Origin of the sequence: Burkholderia sp. BCC1993, from assembly GCF_905339865.1 — a bacterium.
Classification (GTDB): Bacteria; Pseudomonadota; Gammaproteobacteria; order Burkholderiales; family Burkholderiaceae; genus Burkholderia.
On record NZ_CAJPGZ010000005.1, the window covers coordinates 353,840 to 376,734 of the forward strand.

Here is a 22,895-nt window from a genome sequence, read left to right on the forward strand (position 1 = left end):
TTTCGTGCCGGATGAAGGCCGTGTCCGATCCGGGGGCGGTGGCAGGGCAATGACAGCCGCGCTGTCGCCATCGTCGCCTGCATGGTCGGTCAGACCAGCATGCGCTGTCGGATCGCATTCTGCGTCGACGCGTCGAGCTGCAGGCCGTTCTCGATGTATGACGTCATCGAGCCATACGACGCGACGACCTGATCGAACGCCGCCTGCAGGTAGGCGGCTTGCGCGCTTTGCAGCGCGGCCATCATGTCGGCCGCGTCCTGCCCGCCGCGCTTCTGCGCCTGCGCGACATAGGCGGCGATTTCCGCCGCGCTGTAGACGTTGGTCAGCAGATAGTCGGCGAGAATCGTCTGCGGGCGGACACCGAGGATCGTGTGCAGGATGGCCGTCGCCCAGCCGGTGCGATCCTTGCCGGCTGTGCAGTGGAAGACCAGATTGCCGCCGGATGCGGCAAAGCCGGCAAACAACGCGTGGTAGCTCGTGCGTGCGGTTTCCGACGTCACGAACGCCCGATACATGCTCATCATGAAGGCCGTGGCAGACGCGCCGCTGGTCGGCAGCGGGCCGAGATTGGCGACGCCGAGCACGTTGAGGTTCTGCCAGGCTGCGCCGGCCAACGGCACGTCAGGCTGCGTCTGGATCTCGGCGGTCGTGCGCAGGTCGCACACCTGCGTGATGCCGAGCGTGTCGACCGTTGCGACGTCGGCCGCGGACAACGCGAGCGCGGACGACCGGTAGATCACGCCTTTTCTCATCGTGGCACCGCTCGCGGTGACATAGCCGGTTCCGTCGGGTCCGGCGGTGTCGCGAAAGTTCGCTGCCGAACCGAGTCGGGGCGTCGTGACGGGGGCGATCGCGATCGAATCGCCGCCGCACGCGGACAGAAGCGACGTGCTTCCCAGCGCGATGCCGAGCGTGCCGGCGCCCAGCCGGAGAAAGTGTCGTCGGGAAATTTCGTTTTTCTGATTCATTCACTGACCTTTGTCGGAGACTGTCACGGGAAGTCGCGACCGCGGTTGCGATCGAAGTCGCTGCCGGCCCGGCGCGCCGCGCGGCAACGCGCAGACCTGCGATCTCGATCGGCCTGCAGTCGGACGATGCGCCGGGCGCGTCGATCTCGCGCCGGGTAAGCGCACGGTAGCGATCCGCGGCGAAACGGCCATCGTCCTTTTCGACTAGGACGCGATGCGGGCGCGGTGCAATTCGCGCAACTTGCGATGCGTGCGACGGCTGCGGCGCGGTAAGATCGGCGTCAGTGGCTTGATGATCAAAGCATGGTGGCCGACACGGGGGGAGGCGTCATGGATCTGAAGGAACTCGACGTATTGGGAGCGGACGTCGGCGATCACTGGTACTACGCGTCGAAGGCGAGCGCGATTCGCCGGTTCCTGGGCGCGGCGGATGCGAACCGGATACTCGATGTCGGCGCGGGCTCGGGTTTCTTTTCGAAACATTTGCTCGAGCGCACGCAGGCGACGGAAGCATGGTGTGTCGACACGAGCTACGCCGACGATACCGACGGGGAGGCGGCCGGGAAGCCCGTCCATTTTCGCCGCGCCGTCAATCGACTCGATGCCGATCTCGTGTTGCTGATGGACGTGCTCGAGCACGTCGATGACGATGTCGGGCTGCTTGCACAATATGTGGCCGGCGTGCCGAAGGGCAGCCGCTTCCTGATCACCGTTCCCGCGTTTCAGTTCCTCTGGAGCGCGCACGACGACTTTCTCGAACACAAGCGCAGGTATACGCTCGACGGCCTCGAAGACGTCGCGCGCCGCGCGGGGCTCGAGGTCGAGCGCGGCGCTTACTACTTCGGCTTCACGTTTCCGCTCGCGGCGGCATTGCGATTGAGCGAGCGAGCGCGTCGCCAGCCACGCGAACCCGCGTCGCAACTGCGTCGGCACCATCCGGTAGTAAATGGTTTGCTCAAGCTGATCTGCCGCGCCGAGTTGCCGATGTTCCGGTTCAACCGGTTGGCGGGGCTCACGGTGATCTGTGTCGCGCGCAGCGCGTGAGCGTCAGGCGGATCGTGTGGACGGACGACAGACCGGCGGGGCGTCATGTGCGTCGCCGTTCGTGTCGAATCCGTCACGTCACGGTGCGCCACAAAAAATTTCGCAGGAACATGCACAAAATGCATGCGACCCGTTCTAAACCGGCCAACTCTCTGTTATAATTTTTTTCTTTCGGGGCGTAGCGCAGCCTGGTAGCGTACCTGCATGGGGTGCAGGTGGTCGGAGGTTCAAATCCTCTCGCCCCGACCAGATAAAGAACCCGCGTCAGTTCAGGCTGACGCGGGTTTTTTCTTGCCCGTCGCTTTTTTGCACATCCCGGCGCGGCCCCGGTAAAATGCAAGGTTGATCCACGGAAAGCGCCGTGATTTAGCGGAAGAGGATTCCCCGAACATGACTGATCTTCGTCTTACCATGCGGTTCGCTGCAGTGCTCGCCACCGGCGCGCTCGTCGCCGGTTGCGGTACGTCGTCGCCCACGAAAGTGGACTACAAGAGCGATTCGAAATCGAAGGAAGCGTCGCTCGCAGTGCCGCCCAACATGCTCGACGAGACGGCCGATCAGCGTTCGCTGCCGCCACAGGGCGGCGCGACTTCCCTGTCCGCGCTTCAGCAGGTCCAGCACACGGCGCCCGCGACGGATACCGTCGCGCCCGCCGTGGCCGGCATGCATATCCAGCGCGACGGCACCGAGAGCTGGCTCGTGATCGACGGCAAGAAGCCCGCCGACATCTGGCCGCAAGTTCGCCGCTTCTGGCAGGAGCAGGGCTTCCTGCTCGTCGTCGACCAGCGCGACAAAGGCGTGATGGAAACCGACTGGAACGAGACCCATCCGCAGATCAACGACGGCCTGATCCGCAGCGTGATCTCGAAGGCGATGGGCAATTCGTACGTGACGGCCGAGCGCAACAAGTACCGCACGCGCCTCGATTCGGCGCCGAACGGCGGCACCTATGTGTTCGTCAGCCAGAAGGGCATGCGCGAGGCGATCACCGGTGCGAACAACGATTCGAGCAAGTGGGAAGCGAAGCCGAACGATCCGGCGCTCGAGACGGAATACCTGAAGCGGCTGATGGCGGTGCTCGCGCAGAACGAGCAGCGTGCGAAGAACGGCGAGCCGCCGGTCGCGAACATCAACGACAACACGGTGCCGAAGGACAAGAAGGCCGATACCGACGCGTCGAAGGCGGCCGCCGCGGCGATCGCTGCGCAGAACGTCGCGCGTACGTCGTCGCAAGCGAACGACGTCGACACGAGTGCGGTGCCGTCCGAACTCACGCTCGGCGAGCCGTACGACCGGTCGTGGCTGCACGTCGGCCTCGCACTCGATCGCGCGAACTTCACGGTCGACGATCGCGATCGCACGAAGGGTCTGTATTTCGTGCGTTATGTCGATCCGAAGGACCTGAGCGCGGCCGAGCAGGGCTTCTGGAGCCAACTGTTCCACGGCAAGAAGGAAAAGCAGGCGAAGCAGTATCGCGTCAACGTGAAGGCGCTGACGGCCGACCAGACGCGTGTGGCAGTCGTCGACGATTCGGGTGCGATCGATTCGTCGTCGCCGGCCCGGCAGATCATGGGGCTGCTCGTGAATCAGCTGCGCTGATCGCGGTACGATCCCGCTCTTCGAACAAGCCCGCCGCCCGGCGGGCTTTTTTTTGGCCGCGCGCTGTGACGTCGGCGTGTGCGGCACGTTCGGCTCCGCCTTGTGACGTTACGTAACATTCGCGCGTTACGGCGGCGGAACAGGTGTTACATCGTCATGGTCCCGGAAAATATCCTTATGGATCAATGATGTGCTTTCGAAAATGCACCTGGCACGCAAACTGCTTTATAAATTCGAATCTTAGGACAGGGAGGATGATGCCAGAGACCGGGCAGGCGTCGCGAACGCCCGACCAGCGGTTTCGACGTCCTCAGATGCCGGCGCTGCGAGCGCGGGCACAACCGATGATGATCCGCGCTGCGCGCGGGTCTCGATGGCCCCGTCGCCTATCCTCGTAGGGCGACGGTTTCGCCCGCGCTTCGTTTGAAGCGCGGGCAATTTTTTTGGTGGGGCCGCAATGCGAGGGCGCCGATCCGGCCGGTGCGGGATTCGGTGATTCGCAATCTTTCCGAGTGGCGGGGGCGGTGCGGTTCGCATCCGCCGAGCGCCGGTAGGTCGAGGTCGCGTCGGCCGCGTGTGAGCGTTCCGCTCACGCGCCGCTCAATCGCGAAACGGGCGCGGACCGGATCGATCGGCCCGGGATCCACGTGCCGTCGCAGCGCGTGCGAGCAGGGTAGTGCGGCCGGACGCGTTGCCGGCCGCCGCGACGCGTCAGTGCGACGCGCTGGGTACGTCGAGGATCAGGATGATCGTCCAGTCGGCATCGCCGTCGTGGTGATACTGGCGTTCGGCGACGATGAACGGTTCCTGCTTGCCTTGCGGACCGAGGAAAAGCACGTCGCCCTCCATCGGCAGGCACTCGATCGGCGGCAGCGCGAGGAAGGCGTCGTCCGAGCCGCGCGGCATCAGTTGCTTGATCTTGCGAGTGGCTGCTTCGGTCCACTCGATGTCGAGTTGAATGTTGCTCATGCTGTCCTCCGCACCGGGGTGCGCACGGGTGGAAAATTTCGGTGCGCGACTTTAGCACAGCGCGCAGGCGCCGCAACCAAAAAAGCCGAACCCGGTTGCCCGGATTCGGCTTTTCGCTTGTGCGGTGCCGCCGAACTTACTGGCTGGCAGCGTCTGCCGGAGCGGCCTTGGCGGCCTTCTTGCCAGCCTTCTTCGCTGCCTTGTGGTGAGCAGCCTTCTTGCCGTGGTGCTCTTCCTGCGCCGCCGGCTGTGCAGCCTCGGCTGCTTGCTGCTGTTGCAGTGCCTGTGCGCGCTGCTCGATCTCGGCGATCTTCGCCGGGTCGGTGATGGTCTGGATTTGCGTGCTCTCTTGCGCATACGCTGCGCCAGTCAGCGCCGACATCGCGACCAGAATAGCCAGGGACGTCTTCTTCATTGCTTTACCTCCGCTAAGTGGTGATGAACCCGAGTGTTGCCGTTTTGTCTGGCGACTGCAATCGAGTGCGTGTCGAGTGTAACAAAAGTGACGGATCAATGTGCACCGGATCGAGGCGCAGCGCAAGGCCCCGTTGAAGTCGCGCAACACTTCGTGCATTCCGTCATGCGCGTGCCATCCCCGGGCGGCACCGTCGCTTTCGCCGCCGGTGCACGCGTTGCCGTCAAAACCAGCCGAGCCATCGATAGACGTGGAACTGCGCGATGCCGATCAGTTCGTGCAATGCCTGATTCGCGTCTTCCAGGTTGCGCCAGCGGGGCAGCCAGCCCGTTTGCGCGCGCCGGCGGTTCGAATAAACGGGTTGCGGATCGATGCCGAAGCGGCGGAAATCGAGCAATGCGCGGTGCATCTGATAGGACGACGTGACGAGGATGCGCGTGTCGTCATGTTGTGAGCGTAGTATAGATGCAGTGAATTTCGCATTTTCGTAGGTGGTACGGCTGTTCGGCTCGAGGACGAGGTCGCTGGAAGCGACGCCCGCCGCGACCAGCAGGCGCCCGTAGACGGCCGCCTCGGTTTCGCCGTGACGTTGCGGGTCGCCGCCCGACATCACCACGGTGCAGCGGGTGGCCTGCTGCCGGCACGTGCGGTAGAGCGCCGCGGTCGTGCGGATGCGTGCTTCCCCGTCGGGAGGTGGTCGCAGGCCGGTGTCGCTGCGCCGCGTGCCGGCGCCGATGATGATCAGCGTGGTCCGGCCATGCATGTCGGGCCGCTCGACCGGCGTCACGCCCGCCTCGGTCCACGCGATGAGCGGCGCGGCGAGCCAGCCTGTCGCGAGCAGCCAGAACAGCGCGACGCTCGCGATCGCGATGAGTCGCCGCCGCTTGCGGCAGAGCATGAAACCGATGAAGAGAAGTACAAATGAATCGAACAGAATCAATTTGATTGGGGTATGGTGTCTTTTTATGGACGGCTGACGATCCGGCCCTGACGCGACGCCGAACGTCGGCCCCCAGAATCGGTGGCGGTATCGGCGGGCGGAGCTCCCGCCCGGCGCGCCGCTTCGCATTGTCGCTGCACTTTAAGAAAGAATCGAGATGGCCACGTATTCCAACGAAGCGGTGCTCGACGCATTGAGACGAGTGCAGTACCGCCAGGTACCGTGGGCGCGCCGCCCGGGCGTGTTCGAGTATCTCCGGTCGCTAGGGCTGATGGACACGGTCAGGCAGAAGACCGTTGCTCCCGCACCGGGTTTCCATGCGCCGGTCGACATCGCGGTGCTGACCGATAACGGTCGGGCCGAATGCGCGCGCCTCGAGCGCGACGAGAAACTGCTTTCCTGGACCGATCGCCGTATGGACGACTACGCATTGAGCGAAGCGAGTGCCGTGGCGATTCTCGAAAGCCGCCTGTAGCGGCGCACTCCCGTTCTCGCGCGCCGTCCACCGGCGACGCAAAAAAAAGCCCGTATCGCGAGGATACGGGCGTACCGGATACTTTTGCTGTTGCCACGCTGTGCTCATGGCAACGAATGTGACTCGTCGCATGTCGGGCAGTTCCCGAATCCGGTAATTTTCTTTGACGAAATCCTGCGGACTACGGATGACGCGGCAGGTCGGACGGCTGCGAGCCAATGCGCGCGCGCGCGTTGCTGGCGATGTCGCCGCGCAAATCGCCGCGTGGCACGGTCTGCCGATTGGGCGACGCGGCGGGCGGTTGCTGGCGAGGGGTGTTCCGATGATCCTGCTGGTGGTGAGGCGGCTTCGCGCGATCGTCCGCGCGAGCGGGGGCGGTCAGCGCCAGCGAAATGACAATGCCGCATGCGACGAGCAGTGACATTGGTTTCATGGCGGGGCTCCCTTCAAGCCACCGGCGCGGCCTGTTGATATTCCGCTAAGGTAAGCGTGGGAGTGCAGGCTTGCTGTAAATAATCGTAAATAGATGTATCGCCGCACGACAGACGTAATCGACGACGGTGCCGGCGCCGCGCAAAAGCGCGTGGCGCTGAAAGAAACCGGGCGGCCGAAGCCGCCCGATCGAGCATGCGTTACGCCATCTTCACGGGGGCGCGCCAGGATTCCGGGTTGGTCCAGAAGGCGCCGCGCAGCCGGTCGCGGCTCGGCGGTGCAGGCGGCTTCGTCGCGCTCGCCCCGATGCGCCCGCGCAGCGAGATCTGGCGGCCGCTCGTGCCGAGTCGCTTGACGATTTCGGCGAGCGTGCCGTCTGCCTGCCATTCGTCGAAGCGACGGCGGCAGGTCGGCGGCGACGGATAGCGGCCCGGCAGCTTCGACCAGCCTTCACCCGTCGACAGTACCCACAGCACGGCGTTTACCACCGAACGGGCCTCCACGCGGGGACGGCCGCGCCGTTCACTGCGTGCGGGTTCCGAGCAAAACAGACCCTCGACCAGCGCCCACTCGTTATCTCTCAAATCGTCGAACAGCATCATGTCCTCACCTCAGCGAAGCTAACTCCGGTGCGCTGCCCTGCGCCGCGCACTCTTCAAGCACTCGAGCGTCGAGTGCCGGGTGGGGGCTTCCGGTTGGCCGGCAGCGGCGTTTCTGCCTTCCGTCCGACTCAACCTGCGCCCTGTGCCTCAGATAAAGCACGATATGTGCCACGTCGGAGGCGATTCCCTTGAGAGCCGCTTGGCAGCGGGCTGACGGCTAAGTCAGCTAGGGGCGTATAAGACGCCAAAATAACCCGCCAGCAAATCGGGACAATCACCAATCTTGTGCAAGTCGCCCGTGCCACGTGCGTTTGCGTGGATATTGCACCGCAGCGAAACATGTGCGGCAGGTGCGGGATTCGCACATCGAAGACGATGGCGCGCATTAAAATCGCGCATCGGTATCGACGATTGATGAGGTGAGGGGATGAACGTTACGCTGCGCCAGCTTCGCGTATTCATCGAGGTTGCGCGGCTCCGGAGCTTCAGTCGCGCGGGCGACGAGATCGGGCTCACGCAGTCCGCGGTCAGCCGTTGCGTGCGCGAACTCGAGGCCGAGCTCGGGCTGAAGCTGATAGACCGGACGACGCGCGACGTGCAGTTGACCGACGTCGGGGCGAACCTGATCGCGAGCGTGTCCCGCCTGATCGCCGATCTCGACGACACGCTGCGCGAGATTCGCGAGATCGGCGAGCAGCGGCGGGGGCGCGTGATCGTCGCCGCCAGCCCGACGATCGCGTGCCGGCTGATGCCGCGCGTCGTCGCGTCGTGCGAGCGCCAGTTCCCGTTCGTCACGCTCGGCCTGCGTGACGACGTGCAGAGCGACGTCCTGCGCAAGGTGAAGTCGAGCGAAGTCGATTTCGGCGTCGTCATCGGGCCGCTCACCGTTGCCGATCTCGTGTGCGAACCGTTGATGACTGACTCGTTCTGCCTGGTCGCGCGCGCCGATCATCCGCTCGCGGCGCGGGCCGAGGTGCCGTGGACGGCGCTCGACGGCGAGCGTCTCGTACTGCTCGACCATGCGTCCGGAAGCCGGCCGCTGATCGACGCCGCGCTGGCCACCCATCGGGTCAATGCGACGGTCATGCAGGAGCTCGGGCATTCGGCGACGGTATTCGGGCTCGTCGAGGCCGGCGTCGGCGTGAGCGTGCAGCCGTGGCTGTCGCTGCCGCTGCCGGCTGGTTCGACGCTGGTCGCGCGGCCGCTGACGCCGCGTACCGAGCGCACCGTCGAGCTGGTGCGCCGCCGCGACCGGTCGCTGTCGCCGGCCGCGCAGGCGATCTGGGAGCTCGTGCGCCAGATGCCGGCGCGGGCGGAGGATCTCGACTGAGGGTGCGGATCGGGCGCGCACGCCGGTACACTACGCGGATCGTGTTCCTCGGTGGCGGTTCTCGATGACGCATTCCGCAGATGTCGGCCCGGCGACGGGCGAGCCGGCGGCGCGCAGCGCAGTTCAGGCGCTGCGTCCGTCGCTGATCAGGGAAGTGGCGAACGCCGGCTTCGGCGTACCCGACGTGCTGCCGTTCTGGTTCGGTGAATCCGATCGCGTGACGCCCGCTTTCATTCGCGACGCGGCTGCCGCGGCACTGCGCGACGGCGCAACCTTCTACACGCACAACCTCGGCACCGTACCGCTGCGCAACGCGATTGCGACCTATGTTGGTGCGCGTCACGGTGTGACGGCGGCCGATACGATCGCCGTGACGAGTTCGGGCGTGAGCGCGCTGATGCTGGCCGCGCAGTTGCTGGTCGGCCCGGGCGATCGCGTCGTCGCCGTCACGCCGCTCTGGCCGAACCTCGTCGAGATCCCGAAGATCCTCGGTGCACAGGTCGAGTGCGTGTCGCTCCGCCATGGCGATGCGGGCTGGCGGCTCGACGTCGACCAGCTGCTCGCGGCGCTGACGCCCGGCACGCGGATGCTGTTCGTCAACTCGCCGAACAATCCGACCGGCTGGACGATGTCCCGCGACGACCAGCAGGCCGTGCTCGCGCATTGCCGGCGCCACGGCATCTGGGTGGTCGCCGACGAGGTATACGAACGGCTCGTGTTCGGCACGGACGGCGCGCCGTCGTTCCTCGATATCGCATCGCGCGACGAGCGGGTCATCGTCGTGAATTCGTTCTCGAAGGCCTGGGTGATGACGGGCTGGCGGCTCGGATGGCTGGTCGCGCCGGCGTCGGTCATGGGCGATCTGTCGAAGTTGGTCGAGTACAACACGTCGTGCGCGCCGGGTTTCATCCAGGCCGCGGGCGAAGTCGCGCTGCGTGACGGCGAGCCGTTCGTGCAGTCGTTCGTCGCTGCGCTGCGCGGTGCGCGTGACCATCTGGTCGCCGCGCTGCGCACGTTGCCGGGCGTCGACGTGCCGCCGCCGCCGGGCGCGATGTACCTGTTCCTGCGCTTGCCGGGCGCGGGCGACAGTCTTGCGTTCTGCAAGTCGCTGGTGCGCGAGGCGGGGCTCGGGTTGGCGCCTGGCCGCGCGTTCGGCCCGGAGGGGGAAGGCTTCGTGCGCTGGTGCTACGCGTGCGATCCGGTGCGGCTCGAGGCGGGCGTCGAGCGCTTGCGGGCGTTCCTCGCGCGCGGCGCAGGCCTGCGTTGAAGCGGGGACGGAGCGGCTGCGGCGTGCGGGCGACGGGCCGTTCGGCTCATCTTTACGCACCGGGCAATTTTGCGTAAGATGGCGCTCAGTCACGCGGTTCCGTCGTTGAACCGTGCTGTTCCGTCCGGTTTGGGCCTGGCTTGAAGTTGGTTCGCCGCCCCCGGTTCGTGCTCCCATCAATATGACCGATCAGAATCGGGCGAGCGCGTCTTCCGTTCCTTTCGTCTGTTTGTTGATCCGGTTCGTTTGACCACAGGGTCTGGCCTAGCTGCATGAATACCCAAGAGGCGAAGATCGTCCTCGAGACTGCTTTGATCTGCGCGCAGGAACCGCTGAAGCTTGGCGATTTGCGCAAGCTCTTTGCCGACGGCGTGTCGGCTGACACGGTCCGCACGTTGCTCGAAGATCTGAAACAGGATTGGTCCGGCCGCGGTGTCGAACTGGTGGCGCTGGCAACCGGATGGCGCTTCCAGAGCAAGCCGGCGATGCGCCATTATCTGGACCGACTGCATCCCGAGAAGCCGCCGAAATATTCGCGTGCGGTGCTCGAGACGCTCGCGATCATTGCGTATCGGCAACCCGTCACGCGCGGCGACATCGAAGAGATTCGCGGCGTCACGGTCAATACGCAGGTGGTCAAGCAGCTCGAGGATCGCGGCTGGATCGAGGTGATCGGGCATCGCGACGTGCCGGGCCGTCCGGCGCTGTACGCGACGACCAAGCAGTTCCTCGACGATCTCGGTCTGAAGGCGCTCGACGACCTGCCGGCGCTCGAGGAGCCGGCAGCGAACATCGAAGCCGCGCTGCTCGCACAGCAGGCGATGGACTTCGACGGCGATGCGCCGGCGGCGGACGCGGTGCCGGAAGCCGGCGAAGCGGCGGCCGACGAGCCGCACGTGCAGCCGGATGAATTGCCGGGCGACGCCGCAACGGAAGGCGCGTCGACGCAGGAAATGCCGAACCGCGATACGCTGGAAGCGGATCGCGTTCAGAGGGAACAGGGCGGCGCCGAAGCAGCGCCGGCCGACGGGCAGCCCGAGCCGCTGCACGCGGTGTGGAACGAGGAAGATCGCAAGCCGGCTGCCGACGCGGTTGCCGGAGACGGAGCGGAAGCGGCCGGCGACATGCCGGGCGAGGCTGGCCAGGCCGACGCCTCACGCTCCCGTCCCGCGGACGGCGAGTTGCTGGACGATACGTCCGACAGCCTCGCCGATGCCGTACGCAGTGCCAGCGCGCCCATCGGCGCCGACGCGCTGCCGGACGACGAAGCAGAACCCGAACAGCGCCGCGCCTGATCGCGGCCGACTTCTTGCCGCGCCCGAGTCGGGCGCGAGACCTGACATTTTGAGGTTGTTTTGACTGATATCCACGATATTGAATCGTCCGCGCCTGCCGTGCAGGCCGCGCGTGCCGACGATGCGCCGGAGCAGGACGCTCCGGCCGCGGGTGGTGACGAGCGTCCCCGCCGCGGCCTGCGGCGCGGCCCGCGCAGCCTGATCGCGCGTCGCCGCGCGGCAGCCAAGTCGAAGGGCGATGGCGAGTCGCAGGGCGGCGAAGGCGCGGAAGCGCAGCCGGCCGAGGCGGCGGAAGCGCAGCCCGCACGCGCGCCGCGCAAGGAAGGTGCGGCCAAGGGTGGCCGCAAGCCGGCCGGCAAGCGCGAAGGCGCAGCCAAGGGTGCGCAGGGCGGGCAAGGCGGCCAGGGGCGGCGCGGCGGTTCGGCAAAGGCCGAGGGCGGTTCGGCGAAGGCCGAGGGCGGCGCGGCGAAGGCCGAAGGCGACGCAGCGTCGCAGGACGATCTGTTCGCCTATGTGACGTCGCCGGCATTCGACGCGGACAATTCGGCGGGCGGCAGCGGCGTACGTGCGCCGATGCTGCGTCGCGGCCGCAGCCAGCCGACGAACAAGCGCGTGCTGTCGCCGGACGACGACGCGCCGAAGCTCCACAAGGTGCTCGCGGAAGCCGGCATGGGTTCGCGCCGCGAAATGGAAGAGCTGATCGTCGCCGGCCGCGTGTCGGTGAACGGTGAGCCCGCGCATATCGGCCAGCGCATCATGCCGACCGACCAGGTTCGCATCAACGGCAAGCCGGTCAAGCGCAAGCTGCCGAACAAGCCGCCGCGCGTGCTGCTGTACCACAAGCCGACCGGCGAGATCGTCAGCCACGCGGACCCGGAAGGTCGTCCGTCGGTGTTCGACCGCCTGCCGCCGATGAAGACGGCGAAATGGCTCGCGGTGGGCCGTCTCGACTTCAACACCGAAGGTCTGCTGATGCTGACGACGTCGGGCGATCTCGCGAACCGCTTCATGCATCCGCGCTACAGCGTCGAGCGTGAGTATGCGGTGCGCGTCGTCGGCGAACTGTCCGAAGGGATGCGGCAGAAACTGCTGCATGGCGTCGAGCTCGATGACGGCCCGGCGAACTTCCTGCGCATCCGCGACGGCGGCGGCGAAGGCACGAACCACTGGTATCACGTTGCGCTGGCCGAAGGCCGCAACCGCGAAGTGCGCCGGATGTTCGAGGCGGCCGGCCTGATGGTGAGCCGCCTGATCCGTACGCGCCACGGTCCGATCCCGCTGCCGCGCGGCCTGAAGCGCGGTCGCTGGGAAGAGCTCGACGAGGCGCAGGTGCGCAAGCTGATGGCGACCGTCGGCCTGAAGGCGCCGTCCGAGGAAAAGGGCAAGCGCGGTGGTGGCGAGCAGGCCGAGCGCCGCCAGCCGGATCCGATGCAGACGTCGATGGGCTTCATCGGCCGCGAGCCGGTGCTGACGGCGCATGGTCAGCTCGACCAGCCGCGTCGCGGTGGCGGCCGGCGCGGCGCCCCGGGCCTGCCCGGCCTGAGCGGCTACGGCAGCTTGCCGGTTTCGCCGTCGGGCTATGGCAACCGCTCGGGTGGCGGTCGCGACGTCGATGGCAATCGCGCGTCGTATGGCGCGGGCCCCAAGCGTGAAGGCGCTGGCGGCAAGCGCGGCGGCGGCAAGGGCGGCAACCGCAATCCCAACGGCAATCGCGCCGAAGGCGCCGGCAACGGCGGTGGCGGTGCGCGCGGCGGTCAGCGTCCGCAGCGCAATCGCTCGCGGGGCCGCTGAGCGTTTGTGGCGTACGGCGGCGTGAAGCCGCCGGTGTGCCGGCGAAATCGGCATGAGTCCGATTGGGTCGGCACCTCGCCTTGCGTGGTTTGCTTTTGACTGTATATATATCGCGCTGCCGGATTATGCCGCCTGGTCGGACAGTCCGGTTTCGCATTTTTGGTCGGTAAAGGCGGGCTGGACGCTGCTTTTGCCGGCTGGCTTGGCGTTTGCGCCAAAAATCGCTATAATCGCGGAGTCGCTGGGCGTACGGATTCAATGTGCGGCTCAGGTGCGACCACCAGTAAGAAGATGGGCGTTCCGCCCATTTTTTTTTGCTGAAACGGTTAGGCATCTCGGGTAGCGCTTCCTGCGCCGGCTAAGGCGCGCGCCCGCGGGTGAATCGCGAGCGGCGGGCGCGAACACCTGAGAGGACACTGTGCAACTGACGGAACTGATAGAAACCACGGTCACCGGGCTCGGCTACGAGCTGGTGGATCTTGAGCGCACCGGGCGCGGCATGCTTTGCATCTATATCGATCAGCCTGCCGGCATCTCGCTCGAAGATTGCGAAAAGGTCACGCGTCAGCTCCAGCACGTCTTGACGGTCGAAAACATCGATTACGAACGGCTCGAAGTCTCGTCCCCGGGGCTCGACCGCCCGTTGAAGAAGCTGGCCGACTTCGAGCGCTTCGCCGGCAGCGAAGTTTCCGTGACCTTGAAAAAGCCGCTGGACGGGCGCAAGACGTACCGGGGCATTCTGCATGCGCCGAATGGCGAAACGATCGGTTTGGAATTTGAGAGGAAGAAGGGCGAGGCGGCCATGCTGGATTTCACGCTGGCCGATATCGACAAAGCCCGCCTGATTCCGCAAGTTGACTTTAGGAGCCGCAAATAATGAGTCGCGAAGTGTTGATGCTGGTGGATGCGCTGGCGCGCGAGAAAAACGTCGACAAGGATGTGGTGCTGGGCGCCCTCGAGGCCGCGCTCGCTTCCGCTTCCAAGAAGCTGTTCGACGAAGGCGCCGAAATCCGCGTCCATATCGATCGCGAAAGCGGCGAGCACGAAACCTTCCGTCGCTGGCTCGTCGTACCCGACGAGGCAGGCTTGCAGGAGCCGGATCGCGAGATCCTGCTGTTCGAAGCACGTGAGCAGAAGCCCGACGTCGAAGTCGGCGAATTCATCGAGGAGCCGGTGCCGTCGATCGAGTTCGGCCGTATCGGCGCGCAGGCCGCGAAGCAGGTGATCCTGCAGAAGGTGCGCGATGCCGAACGCGAGCAGATCCTGAACGACTACCTCGAGCGCGGCGAAAAGATCATGACGGGCACGGTGAAGCGCCTCGACAAGGGCAACTTCATCGTCGAATCGGGCCGTGTCGAAGCGCTGCTGCGCCGCGACCAGCTGATCCCGAAGGAAAACCTGCGCGTGGGCGACCGCGTGCGTGCCTACATCGCGAAGGTCGACCGCACCGCGCGCGGCCCGCAGATCGAACTCTCGCGCACGGCGCCCGAGTTCCTGATGAAGCTGTTCGAGATGGAAGTGCCGGAAATCGAGCAGGGCCTGCTCGAGATCAAGGCAGCCGCTCGCGATCCGGGCGTGCGCGCGAAGATCGGCGTGATCGCCTACGACAAGCGGATCGATCCGATCGGCACCTGCGTCGGCATCCGCGGCTCCCGTGTGCAGGCCGTGCGCAACGAGCTCGGTGGCGAAAACATCGACATCGTGCTATGGTCCGAGGATCCCGCCCAGTTCGTGATCGGCGCGCTCGCGCCGGCAGCCGTCCAGTCGATCGTCGTCGATGAAGAAAAGCACTCGATGGACGTCGTCGTCGACGAGAACGAGCTGGCTGTCGCGATCGGCCGCAGCGGTCAGAACGTTCGCCTTGCCAGCGAACTGACCGGCTGGCAGATCAACATCATGACGCCGGATGAATCCGCCCTGAAGCAGGGTGAAGAGCGCGACCGACTGCGTTCGCTGTTCATGGCGCGTCTCGACGTCGACGAAGAAGTTGCCGACATCCTGATCGACGAAGGCTTCACGAGCCTCGAAGAGATCGCGTACGTGCCGCTCAACGAAATGCTCGAAATCGAGGCGTTCGACGAGGACACCGTGCACGAACTGCGCAACCGCGCACGCGACGCTCTGTTGACGATGGCGATCGCGAACGAAGAAAAGGTTGAAAATGCAGCGCTGGATTTGAAGGGCCTCGACGGCATCACGCCGGAGTTGCTCGCGAAGCTGGCCGAACACGGCATGCAGACGCGCGACGATGTCGCCGAGCTGGCTGTGGATGAACTGGTCGATATGACCGGGATGGAAGAGGATGCCGCTAAGGCGTTGATCATGAAAGCACGTGAACACTGGTTCCAGTGAGAAATGACCATGGCGCACTGATTTGATGGCGGCCGTATGGCCTGACCCGATGCTAACCGCAAGGAATCGGTCCTTGCACTAAGAGGAATGAATGGCGAGTAACAACGTAGCCCAATTTGCCGCGGAACTGAAAATGCCTGCTGGTGTGCTGCTCGAACAGCTGCAGGCAGCGGGCGTCCAGAAAGCGAGTGAAGACGATGCGCTGTCCGAAGCGGACAAGGCGCGTCTGCTCGATCATTTGCGCAAGTCGCACGGCGCAACCGACGGCGACAAGCGCAAGATCACGCTGACCCGCAAGCATACGTCGGAGATCAAGCAGTCTGACGCGACGGGCAAGGCTCGCACCATTCAGGTCGAGGTCCGCAAGAAGCGTACGTTCGTCAAGCGCGACGACGTGGCCGAGGGTGCGGAGCAGGGTCAGGCGCAGGTCGCCGAAGCGGACGACGATGCGGAACTGAAGCGTCGCGAGGAAGAAGCGCGCCGCGAGGCCGAGCTGCTCGAGAAGCAGGCGCAGGAACTGCGCGAGCGTCAGGAGCGCCTCGAGCGCGACGAAGCCGAGCGCCGTGCCCGTGAGGAAGCGGCCGAAGCCGAGCGCCGCCGTGCCGAGGAAGAAGCGGCGGCGAAGCGTGCCGCGGCCGAAGCCGCAGCGGCGCAGCAGGCGGCTGCCCAGCAGGCCGCCGAGGCCCAGCAGGAAGCAGCCGGTGCGCAGTCCGCGCAGGACGAGGCACGTGCGGCCGCCGAACGTGCGGCTCAGCGCGAAGCGGCGAAGAAGGCCGAGGATGCTGCCCGCGAGGCGGCGGACAAGGCGCGCGCCGAGCAGGAAGAGATCAGCAAGCGTCGCGCGGCGGCAGAAGCCGAAGCACGCGCGATCCGCGAAATGATGAACACGCCGCGCAAGGCCGTAGTCAAGGCAGTCGAGCCGCCGAAGCCGGTGGAACCGCCGAAGCCGGCCGAAGCGAAGGGCACGCTGCACAAGCCGGCAAAGCCGGCGGGCGCAGGCGCGCAGGCGCGTCCGGCCGTGAAGAAGCCGGCCGGCGCAGCGCCGGCGGCCACGACGGCACCGGCAGGCGCGGGCGACCGCAACAAGAAGCCGGGCGGCGGCAAGGGCGGCTGGCAGGACGACGCAGCGAAGCGCCGCGGTATCAAGACGCGCGGCGATTCGAGCGGCGGCGTGGACCGCGGCTGGCGCGGCGGCCCGAAGGGTCGCGGCCGTCACCAGGACAGCGCATCGTCGTTCCAGGCACCGACCGAACCGATCGTGCGTGAAGTGCACGTGCCGGAAACCGTCTCGGTTGCCGATCTCGCGCACAAGATGTCGATCAAGGCCTCCGAAGTCATCAAGGTGATGATGAAGATGGGCCAGATGGTCACGATCAACCAGGTGCTGGACCAGGAAACGGCGATGATCGTCGTCGAGGAACTGGGCCACCGCGCGGTTGCCGCGAAGCTGGACGATCCGGAAGCACTGCTGGTCGAAGGCGAGACTGGTACCGATGCGGAGCAGCTGCCGCGTCCGCCGGTCGTCACCGTGATGGGTCACGTTGACCACGGCAAGACCTCGCTGCTCGACCACATCCGCCGCGCGAAGGTTGCAGCGGGCGAAGCGGGCGGCATTACGCAGCACATCGGCGCATACCACGTCGAAACGCCGCGCGGCGTCATCACGTTCCTCGATACGCCGGGTCACGAGGCGTTCACGGCAATGCGTGCACGCGGCGCGAAGGCGACCGACATCGTGGTGCTGGTGGTGGCTGCCGACGACGGCGTGATGCCGCAGACGAAGGAAGCCATCGCGCACGCGAAGGCGGGTGGCGTGCCGATCGTCGTGGCGATCAACAAGATCGACAAGCCGGAAGCGAACCCGGACCGCGTCAAGCAGGAACTGGTCGCGGAAGGCGTCGTGCCGGAAGAATACGGTGGCGATTCGCCGTTCGTGCCGGTGTCGGCCAAGACGGGCGTCGGTATCGACGACCTGCTCGAGAACGTGCTGCTGCAGGCCGAAGTGCTGGAACTGAAGGCACCGGTCGAGGCGCCGGCGAAGGGCATCGTGATCGAAGCGAAGCTGGACAAGGGCAAGGGCCCGGTCGCGACGATCCTGGTGCAGTCGGGTACGCTGAACCGCGGCGACATCGTGCTGGCAGGCACGGCCTATGGCCGCGTGCGTGCGATGCTCGACGAGAACGGCAAGCCGACGAAGGAAGCCGGCCCGTCGATCCCGGTCGAAATCCAGGGTCTGTCGGAAGTGCCGGGTGCAGGCGAGGAAGTGATCGTGCTGCCGGACGAACGCAAGGCGCGCGAAATCGCGCTGTTCCGTCAGGGCAAGTTCCGCGACGTCAAGCTGGCGAAGCAGCAGGCCGCGAAGCTGGAAAGCATGCTCGAGCAGATGGGCGAAGGCGAAGTGCAGAACCTGCCGCTCATCATCAAGGCGGACGTGCAGGGCTCGCAGGAAGCGCTCGTGCAGTCGCTGCTCAAGCTGTCGACCGACGAAGTGCGCGTGCAGATCGTGCACAGCGCGGTGGGCGGCATCAGCGAAAACGACGTCAACCTGGCAACGGCATCGAAGGCGGTCATCATCGGCTTCAACACGCGTGCGGATGCACAGGCGCGCAAGCTGGCCGAGTCGAACGGTATCGACATCCGCTACTACAACATCATCTACGACGCAGTGGATGAGGTGAAGGCGGCAATGTCGGGCATGCTGGCGCCGGAGAAGCGCGAAGTCATCACCGGCATGGTCGAGGTGCGCCAGGTGTTCAAGGTGCCGAAGGTCGGTACGGTTGCCGGCTGTATGGTCACCGACGGTATCGTCAAGCGCTCGTCGTCGGTTCGCGTGCTGCGCAACAACGTCGTGATCTTCACGGGCGAACTCGAATCGCTGAAGCGCTTCAAGGACGACGTGAAGGAAGTCAAGCAAGGCTTCGAGTGCGGTATGTCGGTGAAGAACTTCAACGACATCATCGAAGGCGACCAGTTCGAAGTCTTCGAAGTGACCGAAGTCGCACGGACGCTGTAATCGTCGCGTATCGGCTCATGGGGCGGGGCAGGCTTGGGCCTGTCCCGCCCATTTTCATGGTGGCGTGCCAACGGCGCGCCGCTTTATCCTGATAAACGGATCACGGATCGATCATGTCCAGGAAACGTACTTCCCCCAATCGCAACGTTCAGATTGCCGACCAGATTCAGCGCGATCTGTCCGAACTCATCATGCGCGAGGTCAAAGATCCGCGCATCGGTATCGTGACCATCCAGAGCGTCGAGCTCACGCCGGACTACGCGCACGCGAAGGTCTATTTCACGGCGCTCACCGGTGATCCGGACAAGACGCAGGAAGCGCTGAACCACGCGTCGGGCCACCTGCACAACCTGCTGTTCAAGCGCCTGCACATTCACACGGTGCCGACGCTGCACTTCCATTACGACCAGACGATCGAGAAGGCGGTGGAAATGTCGCGCCTGATCAAGGAAGCCAACTCGACGCGCGCGAAGGACGACGACGAAGCCGACGCGCCCGCAAAGGACGATTGAGCGCGCGCGCCCTATGACGACTGCAGCTCCCCAGCGTCCACGCGTGCCGCGGCGCGCGCTGGACGGCGTCCTCCTGCTCGACAAGCCGGTCGGGCTGTCGAGCAACGACGCCCTGATTCGCGCGAAGCGCCTGCTTCTCGCGAAGAAAGCCGGCCATACCGGCACGCTCGATCCGCTGGCCTCGGGCCTGTTGCCGCTGTGCTTCGGCGAAGCGACGAAGTTCTCGCAGGACTTGCTGGAAGCGGACAAGACCTACGAAGCGACGATGCGTCTCGGTGTGCGCACGACCACCGGCGACGCGGAAGGCGACGTGCTCGACACGCGCGCGGTCGAATGCGACCGCGCGGCGGTGGAAGCGGCGCTCGCGCGCTTTACCGGCGAGATCGTGCAGGTGCCGCCGATGTATTCGGCGCTCAAGCGCGACGGCAAGCCGCTGTACGAATACGCGCGTGCGGGCCAGACCGTCGAGCGGGAAGGCCGCAACGTGACGATCCACGCGCTCGACCTGCTGGCCTGCGAATTACCGGACGTGACGTTCCGCGTGACCTGTAGCAAGGGCACGTATGTGCGCACGCTGGCCGAAGACATCGGCGAAGCGCTCGGATGCGGCGCGCATCTGACGATGCTGCGCCGCACGGGTGTCGGCGCGCTGACGCTCGAGCATGCGGTGACGCTCGACGCGCTGTCCGACGCTGCCGAAGCGGCGCGCGACGCGTGGCTTCAGCCGGTCGACGCGTTGCTGTCGACGTTTCCGCTGGTACGTCTCGACGAAACCAGCGCGAAGCGATTCCTGCACGGCCAGCGCCTGCCGCTGTCTGCGCTCGATGCGATCGACGCGGCAGAGGGTGAGCGCGTGCGGGTGTATGACGCGGAGCGACTGCTCGGCGTGGCGCGCAAGGCCAACGGCGTGCTCGCGCCCGAACGCCTCGTTGTGACTGCTGCATGATGCGCGGCGCGCAAGCGCCGTCGTCGGAACGAAAAAAACCCGGTCGAAATCGACCGGGTTTTTTGTTTGGCGCGCTCGTTCGAGCGCGGTGCTCAGTGCGCCGCCGACGCCGCCGCACCCGCATCGCCGCCGCCCGCGCGTTCGGGCTTGGTGATCCAGATCAGTGCGATCAGCAGCACGAAGATTACCGCCGAGATATAGAACAGGTCGTTCACGCCGAGTTGCGCGGCCTGCTGCGTGGCCATGTTGTTGATGAGGCCGTGCGCCTGGTCCTGCGACAGCCCGAGATTGCCCATTTGCGTGACGGCCTGGTTGAACGTCGGGTTGTATGGGTTCGCCTGCTCGACCAGTTGCGCGTGATGGAAGTTGTTGCGGTGGTCCCACGCGGTCTGGAAGATCGACGTGCCGATGCCGCCGCACATGATCCGCACGAAGTTCGACAGGCCGGACGCCGCGGGAATGCGGTTGCCGGGCAGGCCGGACAACGTAATCGACACGAGCGGGATGAAGAAGCCCGCCATCGCGATACCCTGCACCAGCGTCGGCAGCGTCAGCGACCACTCGTCGACACCGGTGGTGTAGCGCGAGCGCATCCAGAAGCACAGCGCAAACGTCAGGAACGACGCCGTCGAGATAAAGCGCGGATCGGTGCGCGGCAGATACTTCCCGGTGAGTGGCGACAACAGGATTGCGAACAACCCGACCGGCGCCATCACGAGGCCGGCGTCGGTCGCGGTGTAGCCGATTTGCGTCTGCAGCCACAGCGGTAACAGCACGAGATTGCCGAAGTACAGGCCGTACCCGATCGACAGCGCGACTGTGCCGCCGGTGAAGTTCCGCATGCGGAACAGCGACAGGTCGACGACCGGGTGCTCGGCGGTCAGCTCCCAGATCACGAAGAACGCGAACGCAATGACAGCGGTCAGCGCGAGCACGATGATGGTCGTCGACGCGAACCAGTCGAGATCCTTGCCCTTGTCGAGCATGATCTGCAGCGAGCCGACCCAGATGACCAGCAGCGCGAGGCCCACGCCGTCGATCGGCGCGCGGCGTACGGCCGACTCCCGATTGCGGTAGATCGCCCACGTCGCGGCGGCGGCGGCGATGCCGACCGGGATGTTGACGTAGAAGATCCACGGCCACGAATAGTTGTCCGAGATCCAGCCGCCGAGAATCGGGCCTGCGACGGGCGCGATCAGCGTCGTCATCGCCCATAGTGCGAGCGCCATCGGTGCCTTCGCGCGCGGATAGCTCGACAGCAGGAGCGCTTGCGACAGCGGAATCATCGGGCCCGCGACCGCGCCCTGCAGCACGCGCGAGCCGAGCAGGAACGGCAGGCTCGGCGACAGCCCGCACATCCACGACGAGATGACGAACAGGATGATCGACGCGAGGAACAGGCGAACCTGTCCGAAGCGGTCGGTCAGCCAGCCCGTCAGCGGCACGGAGATCGCGTTCGCGACGGCGAACGACGTGATGACCCACGTACCCTGGTCGGACGACACGCCGAGGTCGCCCGAGATGGTCGGGATCGCGACGTTCGCGATGGACGTGTCGAGCACGTTCATGAACACCGCGAGCGATACCGCGATCGTCCCGAGCACGAGTTGCCCGCCCTGCAGGGGCGGGTGGGAGACAGGAGCCTGTGCCATGTCGGTAGTTTTTCCGGAGTCGGAACCGTTACATCATCTTGGCGGCGGTGTTCGACTTCGCCGCGGCCGGTGCCGGCGCGTTGCCGCCGGCGTTCTCGGCGATGATGCGCGCGATCTCCGCGTCGGCTTCGTCACCGTACTTCGCGAACACGTTCGTTTCGTAGACCGTGTTCTGTGCGTTGGCGAGCTGGTCGCCGCGCTCGTCCTTGATGTCGACGTCGACCTGCATCGACAGGCCGATGCGCAGCGGATGCTTCTCGAGTTCCTTCCGATCGATCTCGATACGCACCGGCAGGCGCTGCACGACCTTGATCCAGTTGCCCGTCGCGTTCTGCGCCGGCAGCAGCGAGAACGCCGAACCCGTCCCGGCCGAGAAGCCGACGACCTTGCCGTGGTAGACGGCCGACGAGCCGTAGATGTCGGCGGTCAATTCGACCGGCTGGCCGATGCGCATGTGCTTGAGCTGGACTTCCTTGAAGTTCGCGTCGACCCACACCGCGTTCAGCGGCACGACCGACATCAGCGGGTTGCCCGGCGCCACGCGCTGGCCGACCTGCACCGAGCGCTTCGCGACATAGCCGGTGACCGGTGCGGGCAGGACGTTACGCGCGTTCGCGAGGTACGCGTCGCGAACCTTCGCTGCCGCGGCCATCACGTTCGGGTGCGACGCGATCGTCGTGTTCGCGGTCAGTGCACGGTTCGATGCGAGCTGCTGTTGCGCGGCGTCGACCGACGCCTGCGCGGCGCGCACCGCGTCGCGTGCATGGGAGATTTCTTCCTGCGACACGGCGCCCGTCTGCGCGACGGCCATCCGGCGGCGCAGGTCGTCCTGCGCCTTCGACAGGTCGGACTGGCGCAGCGCGACTTGCGCGCGGTACTGGTCGTCGTTGACGAACAGGCCGCGCACCTGGCGCACCGTCTGCGCGAGGTTGGCCTCGGCCTGCTGCAGCGCGACCTGCGAGTCGGCCGGGTCGAGCACGACCAGCGGATCGCCGGCCTTGACCGTCTGCGTATCGTCGGCCTTCACGGCGATCACGGTACCCGTGACCTGCGGCGTGATCTGCACGACGTTGCCGTTCACGTACGCGTCGTCCGTCTCTTCATGGAAGCGCGCGACGAGGAAGTAGTACAGACCGTACGCGATGGCCGCGATCACGATGACCGCGATCAGCAGCGTCATCATCCGTTTGCGCTTCCCGTTGTTCTGCGGCTTTGCGCTGGCGGCGTTTTGTTGAGGGTCGCTCATGGCGATTTTCTCCGTCCGTTATTTCGAGTGTCTGCGTAGTGGTGGCG

The 22,895-nt window shown here is 65.8% G+C and carries 19 protein-coding genes, 1 tRNA gene and 1 pseudogene; 13 read left to right on the plus strand and 8 right to left on the minus strand.

Annotated elements, in window-relative coordinates; all coding sequences use genetic code 11:
- Positions 1-89: 89 nt before the first annotated feature.
- Positions 90-968 carry a tyrosine-protein phosphatase gene (locus tag U4Y91_RS10670; RefSeq protein ID WP_321805033.1) on the minus strand — a complete coding sequence of 293 codons (879 nt, stop codon included), beginning with the start codon at positions 966-968 and terminating at the stop codon, positions 90-92.
- A 330-nt stretch (positions 969-1,298) separates the two neighbouring features.
- Between U4Y91_RS10670 and U4Y91_RS10675 the strand changes: the two genes are divergently transcribed.
- The 3 genes from U4Y91_RS10675 (at position 1,299) to bamC (ending at position 3,611) form a co-directional block, all read left to right on the plus strand.
- Positions 1,299-2,012: a methyltransferase domain-containing protein gene (locus U4Y91_RS10675; protein WP_321802180.1), complete on the plus strand. Its 714-nt coding sequence runs from the start codon at positions 1,299-1,301 to the stop codon at positions 2,010-2,012.
- Positions 2,013-2,184: 172 nt separating this feature from the next.
- A tRNA-Pro gene (locus U4Y91_RS10680) sits at positions 2,185-2,261 on the plus strand.
- Between the two features lie 141 nt (positions 2,262-2,402).
- Positions 2,403-3,611 (plus strand): outer membrane protein assembly factor BamC, encoded by a 1,209-nt coding sequence (gene bamC, locus U4Y91_RS10685; RefSeq protein WP_321805034.1) that lies wholly within the window; start codon positions 2,403-2,405, stop codon positions 3,609-3,611.
- Positions 3,612-4,322: 711 nt separating this feature from the next.
- Here bamC and U4Y91_RS10690 read toward each other — a convergent pair.
- The 3 genes from U4Y91_RS10690 to U4Y91_RS10700 form a co-directional block, all read right to left on the minus strand.
- Positions 4,323-4,580 carry a DNA-binding protein gene (locus U4Y91_RS10690; protein WP_321805035.1) on the minus strand — a complete coding sequence of 86 codons (258 nt, stop codon included), beginning with the start codon at positions 4,578-4,580 and terminating at the stop codon, positions 4,323-4,325.
- Between the two features lie 136 nt (positions 4,581-4,716).
- Entirely contained in the window at positions 4,717-4,995 is a 279-nt protein-coding gene (locus tag U4Y91_RS10695) for a hypothetical protein (RefSeq protein ID WP_059608570.1), read from the minus strand.
- Between the two features lie 223 nt (positions 4,996-5,218).
- Positions 5,219-5,935 (minus strand): YdcF family protein, encoded by a 717-nt coding sequence (locus tag U4Y91_RS10700; RefSeq protein ID WP_321805091.1) that lies wholly within the window; start codon positions 5,933-5,935, stop codon positions 5,219-5,221.
- A 157-nt stretch (positions 5,936-6,092) separates the two neighbouring features.
- Here U4Y91_RS10700 and U4Y91_RS10705 point away from each other — a divergent pair, with 157 nt between their 5' ends.
- Positions 6,093-6,410 carry a hypothetical protein gene (locus U4Y91_RS10705; RefSeq protein WP_006754206.1) on the plus strand — a complete coding sequence of 106 codons (318 nt, stop codon included), beginning with the start codon at positions 6,093-6,095 and terminating at the stop codon, positions 6,408-6,410.
- A 181-nt stretch (positions 6,411-6,591) separates the two neighbouring features.
- Here the strand turns inward: U4Y91_RS10705 and U4Y91_RS10710 are convergent, their stop codons facing one another.
- Positions 6,592-6,843 (minus strand): hypothetical protein, encoded by a 252-nt coding sequence (locus U4Y91_RS10710; RefSeq protein ID WP_321805036.1) that lies wholly within the window; start codon positions 6,841-6,843, stop codon positions 6,592-6,594.
- Positions 6,844-7,045: 202 nt separating this feature from the next.
- Positions 7,046-7,441, minus strand: a pseudogene (locus U4Y91_RS10715) (transposase); the annotation flags it as partial.
- Positions 7,442-7,871: 430 nt separating this feature from the next.
- Here U4Y91_RS10715 and U4Y91_RS10720 point away from each other — a divergent pair.
- The 9 genes from U4Y91_RS10720 (at position 7,872) to truB (ending at position 19,950) form a co-directional block, all read left to right on the plus strand.
- The gene (locus U4Y91_RS10720; RefSeq protein ID WP_321805037.1) at positions 7,872-8,774 is read left to right on the plus strand and encodes a LysR family transcriptional regulator; all 903 of its coding nucleotides are present in this window, start codon (positions 7,872-7,874) and stop codon (positions 8,772-8,774) included.
- Positions 8,775-8,838: 64 nt separating this feature from the next.
- Positions 8,839-10,041, plus strand: coding sequence for a pyridoxal phosphate-dependent aminotransferase (locus tag U4Y91_RS10725; protein ID WP_321805038.1), 1,203 nt, complete (start codon positions 8,839-8,841; stop codon positions 10,039-10,041).
- A 272-nt stretch (positions 10,042-10,313) separates the two neighbouring features.
- The gene (gene scpB, locus U4Y91_RS10730) at positions 10,314-11,336 is read left to right on the plus strand and encodes an SMC-Scp complex subunit ScpB (RefSeq protein WP_321805039.1); all 1,023 of its coding nucleotides are present in this window, start codon (positions 10,314-10,316) and stop codon (positions 11,334-11,336) included.
- Between the two features lie 60 nt (positions 11,337-11,396).
- The gene (gene rluB, locus U4Y91_RS10735) at positions 11,397-13,127 is read left to right on the plus strand and encodes a 23S rRNA pseudouridine(2605) synthase RluB (protein WP_321805040.1); all 1,731 of its coding nucleotides are present in this window, start codon (positions 11,397-11,399) and stop codon (positions 13,125-13,127) included.
- Positions 13,128-13,545: 418 nt separating this feature from the next.
- Positions 13,546-14,004 carry a ribosome maturation factor RimP gene (rimP, locus tag U4Y91_RS10740; protein WP_014897219.1) on the plus strand — a complete coding sequence of 153 codons (459 nt, stop codon included), beginning with the start codon at positions 13,546-13,548 and terminating at the stop codon, positions 14,002-14,004.
- Positions 14,004-15,479: a transcription termination factor NusA gene (gene nusA, locus U4Y91_RS10745; protein ID WP_044846033.1), complete on the plus strand. Its 1,476-nt coding sequence runs from the start codon at positions 14,004-14,006 to the stop codon at positions 15,477-15,479. The genes rimP and nusA overlap by 1 nt, the downstream gene beginning before the upstream one ends.
- A 91-nt stretch (positions 15,480-15,570) precedes the next feature.
- Positions 15,571-18,492, plus strand: a complete 2,922-nt coding sequence (gene infB / locus U4Y91_RS10750) for a translation initiation factor IF-2 (RefSeq protein WP_321805041.1) — start codon at positions 15,571-15,573, stop codon at positions 18,490-18,492.
- 113 nt (positions 18,493-18,605) lie between these two features.
- Complete coding sequence (rbfA, locus tag U4Y91_RS10755; protein ID WP_006495346.1) at positions 18,606-19,004, plus strand: 30S ribosome-binding factor RbfA; 399 nt, start codon at positions 18,606-18,608, stop codon at positions 19,002-19,004.
- Positions 19,005-19,017: 13 nt separating this feature from the next.
- Positions 19,018-19,950, plus strand: a complete 933-nt coding sequence (truB, locus tag U4Y91_RS10760) for a tRNA pseudouridine(55) synthase TruB (protein ID WP_321805042.1) — start codon at positions 19,018-19,020, stop codon at positions 19,948-19,950.
- Positions 19,951-20,042: 92 nt separating this feature from the next.
- Here truB and U4Y91_RS10765 read toward each other — a convergent pair whose 3' ends face one another.
- Together U4Y91_RS10765 and U4Y91_RS10770 are read right to left on the minus strand one after the other, a co-directional pair.
- Positions 20,043-21,602 carry a DHA2 family efflux MFS transporter permease subunit gene (locus U4Y91_RS10765; RefSeq protein WP_321805043.1) on the minus strand — a complete coding sequence of 520 codons (1,560 nt, stop codon included), beginning with the start codon at positions 21,600-21,602 and terminating at the stop codon, positions 20,043-20,045.
- 28 nt (positions 21,603-21,630) lie between these two features.
- Complete coding sequence (locus tag U4Y91_RS10770) at positions 21,631-22,848, minus strand: efflux RND transporter periplasmic adaptor subunit (protein ID WP_321805044.1); 1,218 nt, start codon at positions 22,846-22,848, stop codon at positions 21,631-21,633.
- Between the last annotated feature and the right edge of the window lie 47 nt (positions 22,849-22,895).

Coding starts and splice junctions, on each gene's coding strand:
- U4Y91_RS10670 (WP_321805033.1), bottom strand. CDS start 968: ATGAATCAGAAAAACGAAATTTCCCGACGACACTTTCTCCGGCTGGGC.
- U4Y91_RS10675 (WP_321802180.1), top strand. CDS start 1,299: ATGGATCTGAAGGAACTCGACGTATTGGGAGCGGACGTCGGCGATCAC.
- bamC (WP_321805034.1), top strand. CDS start 2,403: ATGACTGATCTTCGTCTTACCATGCGGTTCGCTGCAGTGCTCGCCACC.
- U4Y91_RS10690 (WP_321805035.1), bottom strand. CDS start 4,580: ATGAGCAACATTCAACTCGACATCGAGTGGACCGAAGCAGCCACTCGC.
- U4Y91_RS10695 (WP_059608570.1), bottom strand. CDS start 4,995: ATGAAGAAGACGTCCCTGGCTATTCTGGTCGCGATGTCGGCGCTGACT.
- U4Y91_RS10705 (WP_006754206.1), top strand. CDS start 6,093: ATGGCCACGTATTCCAACGAAGCGGTGCTCGACGCATTGAGACGAGTG.
- U4Y91_RS10710 (WP_321805036.1), bottom strand. CDS start 6,843: ATGAAACCAATGTCACTGCTCGTCGCATGCGGCATTGTCATTTCGCTG.
- U4Y91_RS10720 (WP_321805037.1), top strand. CDS start 7,872: ATGAACGTTACGCTGCGCCAGCTTCGCGTATTCATCGAGGTTGCGCGG.
- U4Y91_RS10725 (WP_321805038.1), top strand. CDS start 8,839: ATGACGCATTCCGCAGATGTCGGCCCGGCGACGGGCGAGCCGGCGGCG.
- scpB (WP_321805039.1), top strand. CDS start 10,314: ATGAATACCCAAGAGGCGAAGATCGTCCTCGAGACTGCTTTGATCTGC.
- nusA (WP_044846033.1), top strand. CDS start 14,004: ATGAGTCGCGAAGTGTTGATGCTGGTGGATGCGCTGGCGCGCGAGAAA.
- infB (WP_321805041.1), top strand. CDS start 15,571: ATGGCGAGTAACAACGTAGCCCAATTTGCCGCGGAACTGAAAATGCCT.
- rbfA (WP_006495346.1), top strand. CDS start 18,606: ATGTCCAGGAAACGTACTTCCCCCAATCGCAACGTTCAGATTGCCGAC.
- truB (WP_321805042.1), top strand. CDS start 19,018: ATGACGACTGCAGCTCCCCAGCGTCCACGCGTGCCGCGGCGCGCGCTG.
- U4Y91_RS10765 (WP_321805043.1), bottom strand. CDS start 21,602: ATGGCACAGGCTCCTGTCTCCCACCCGCCCCTGCAGGGCGGGCAACTC.
- U4Y91_RS10770 (WP_321805044.1), bottom strand. CDS start 22,848: ATGAGCGACCCTCAACAAAACGCCGCCAGCGCAAAGCCGCAGAACAAC.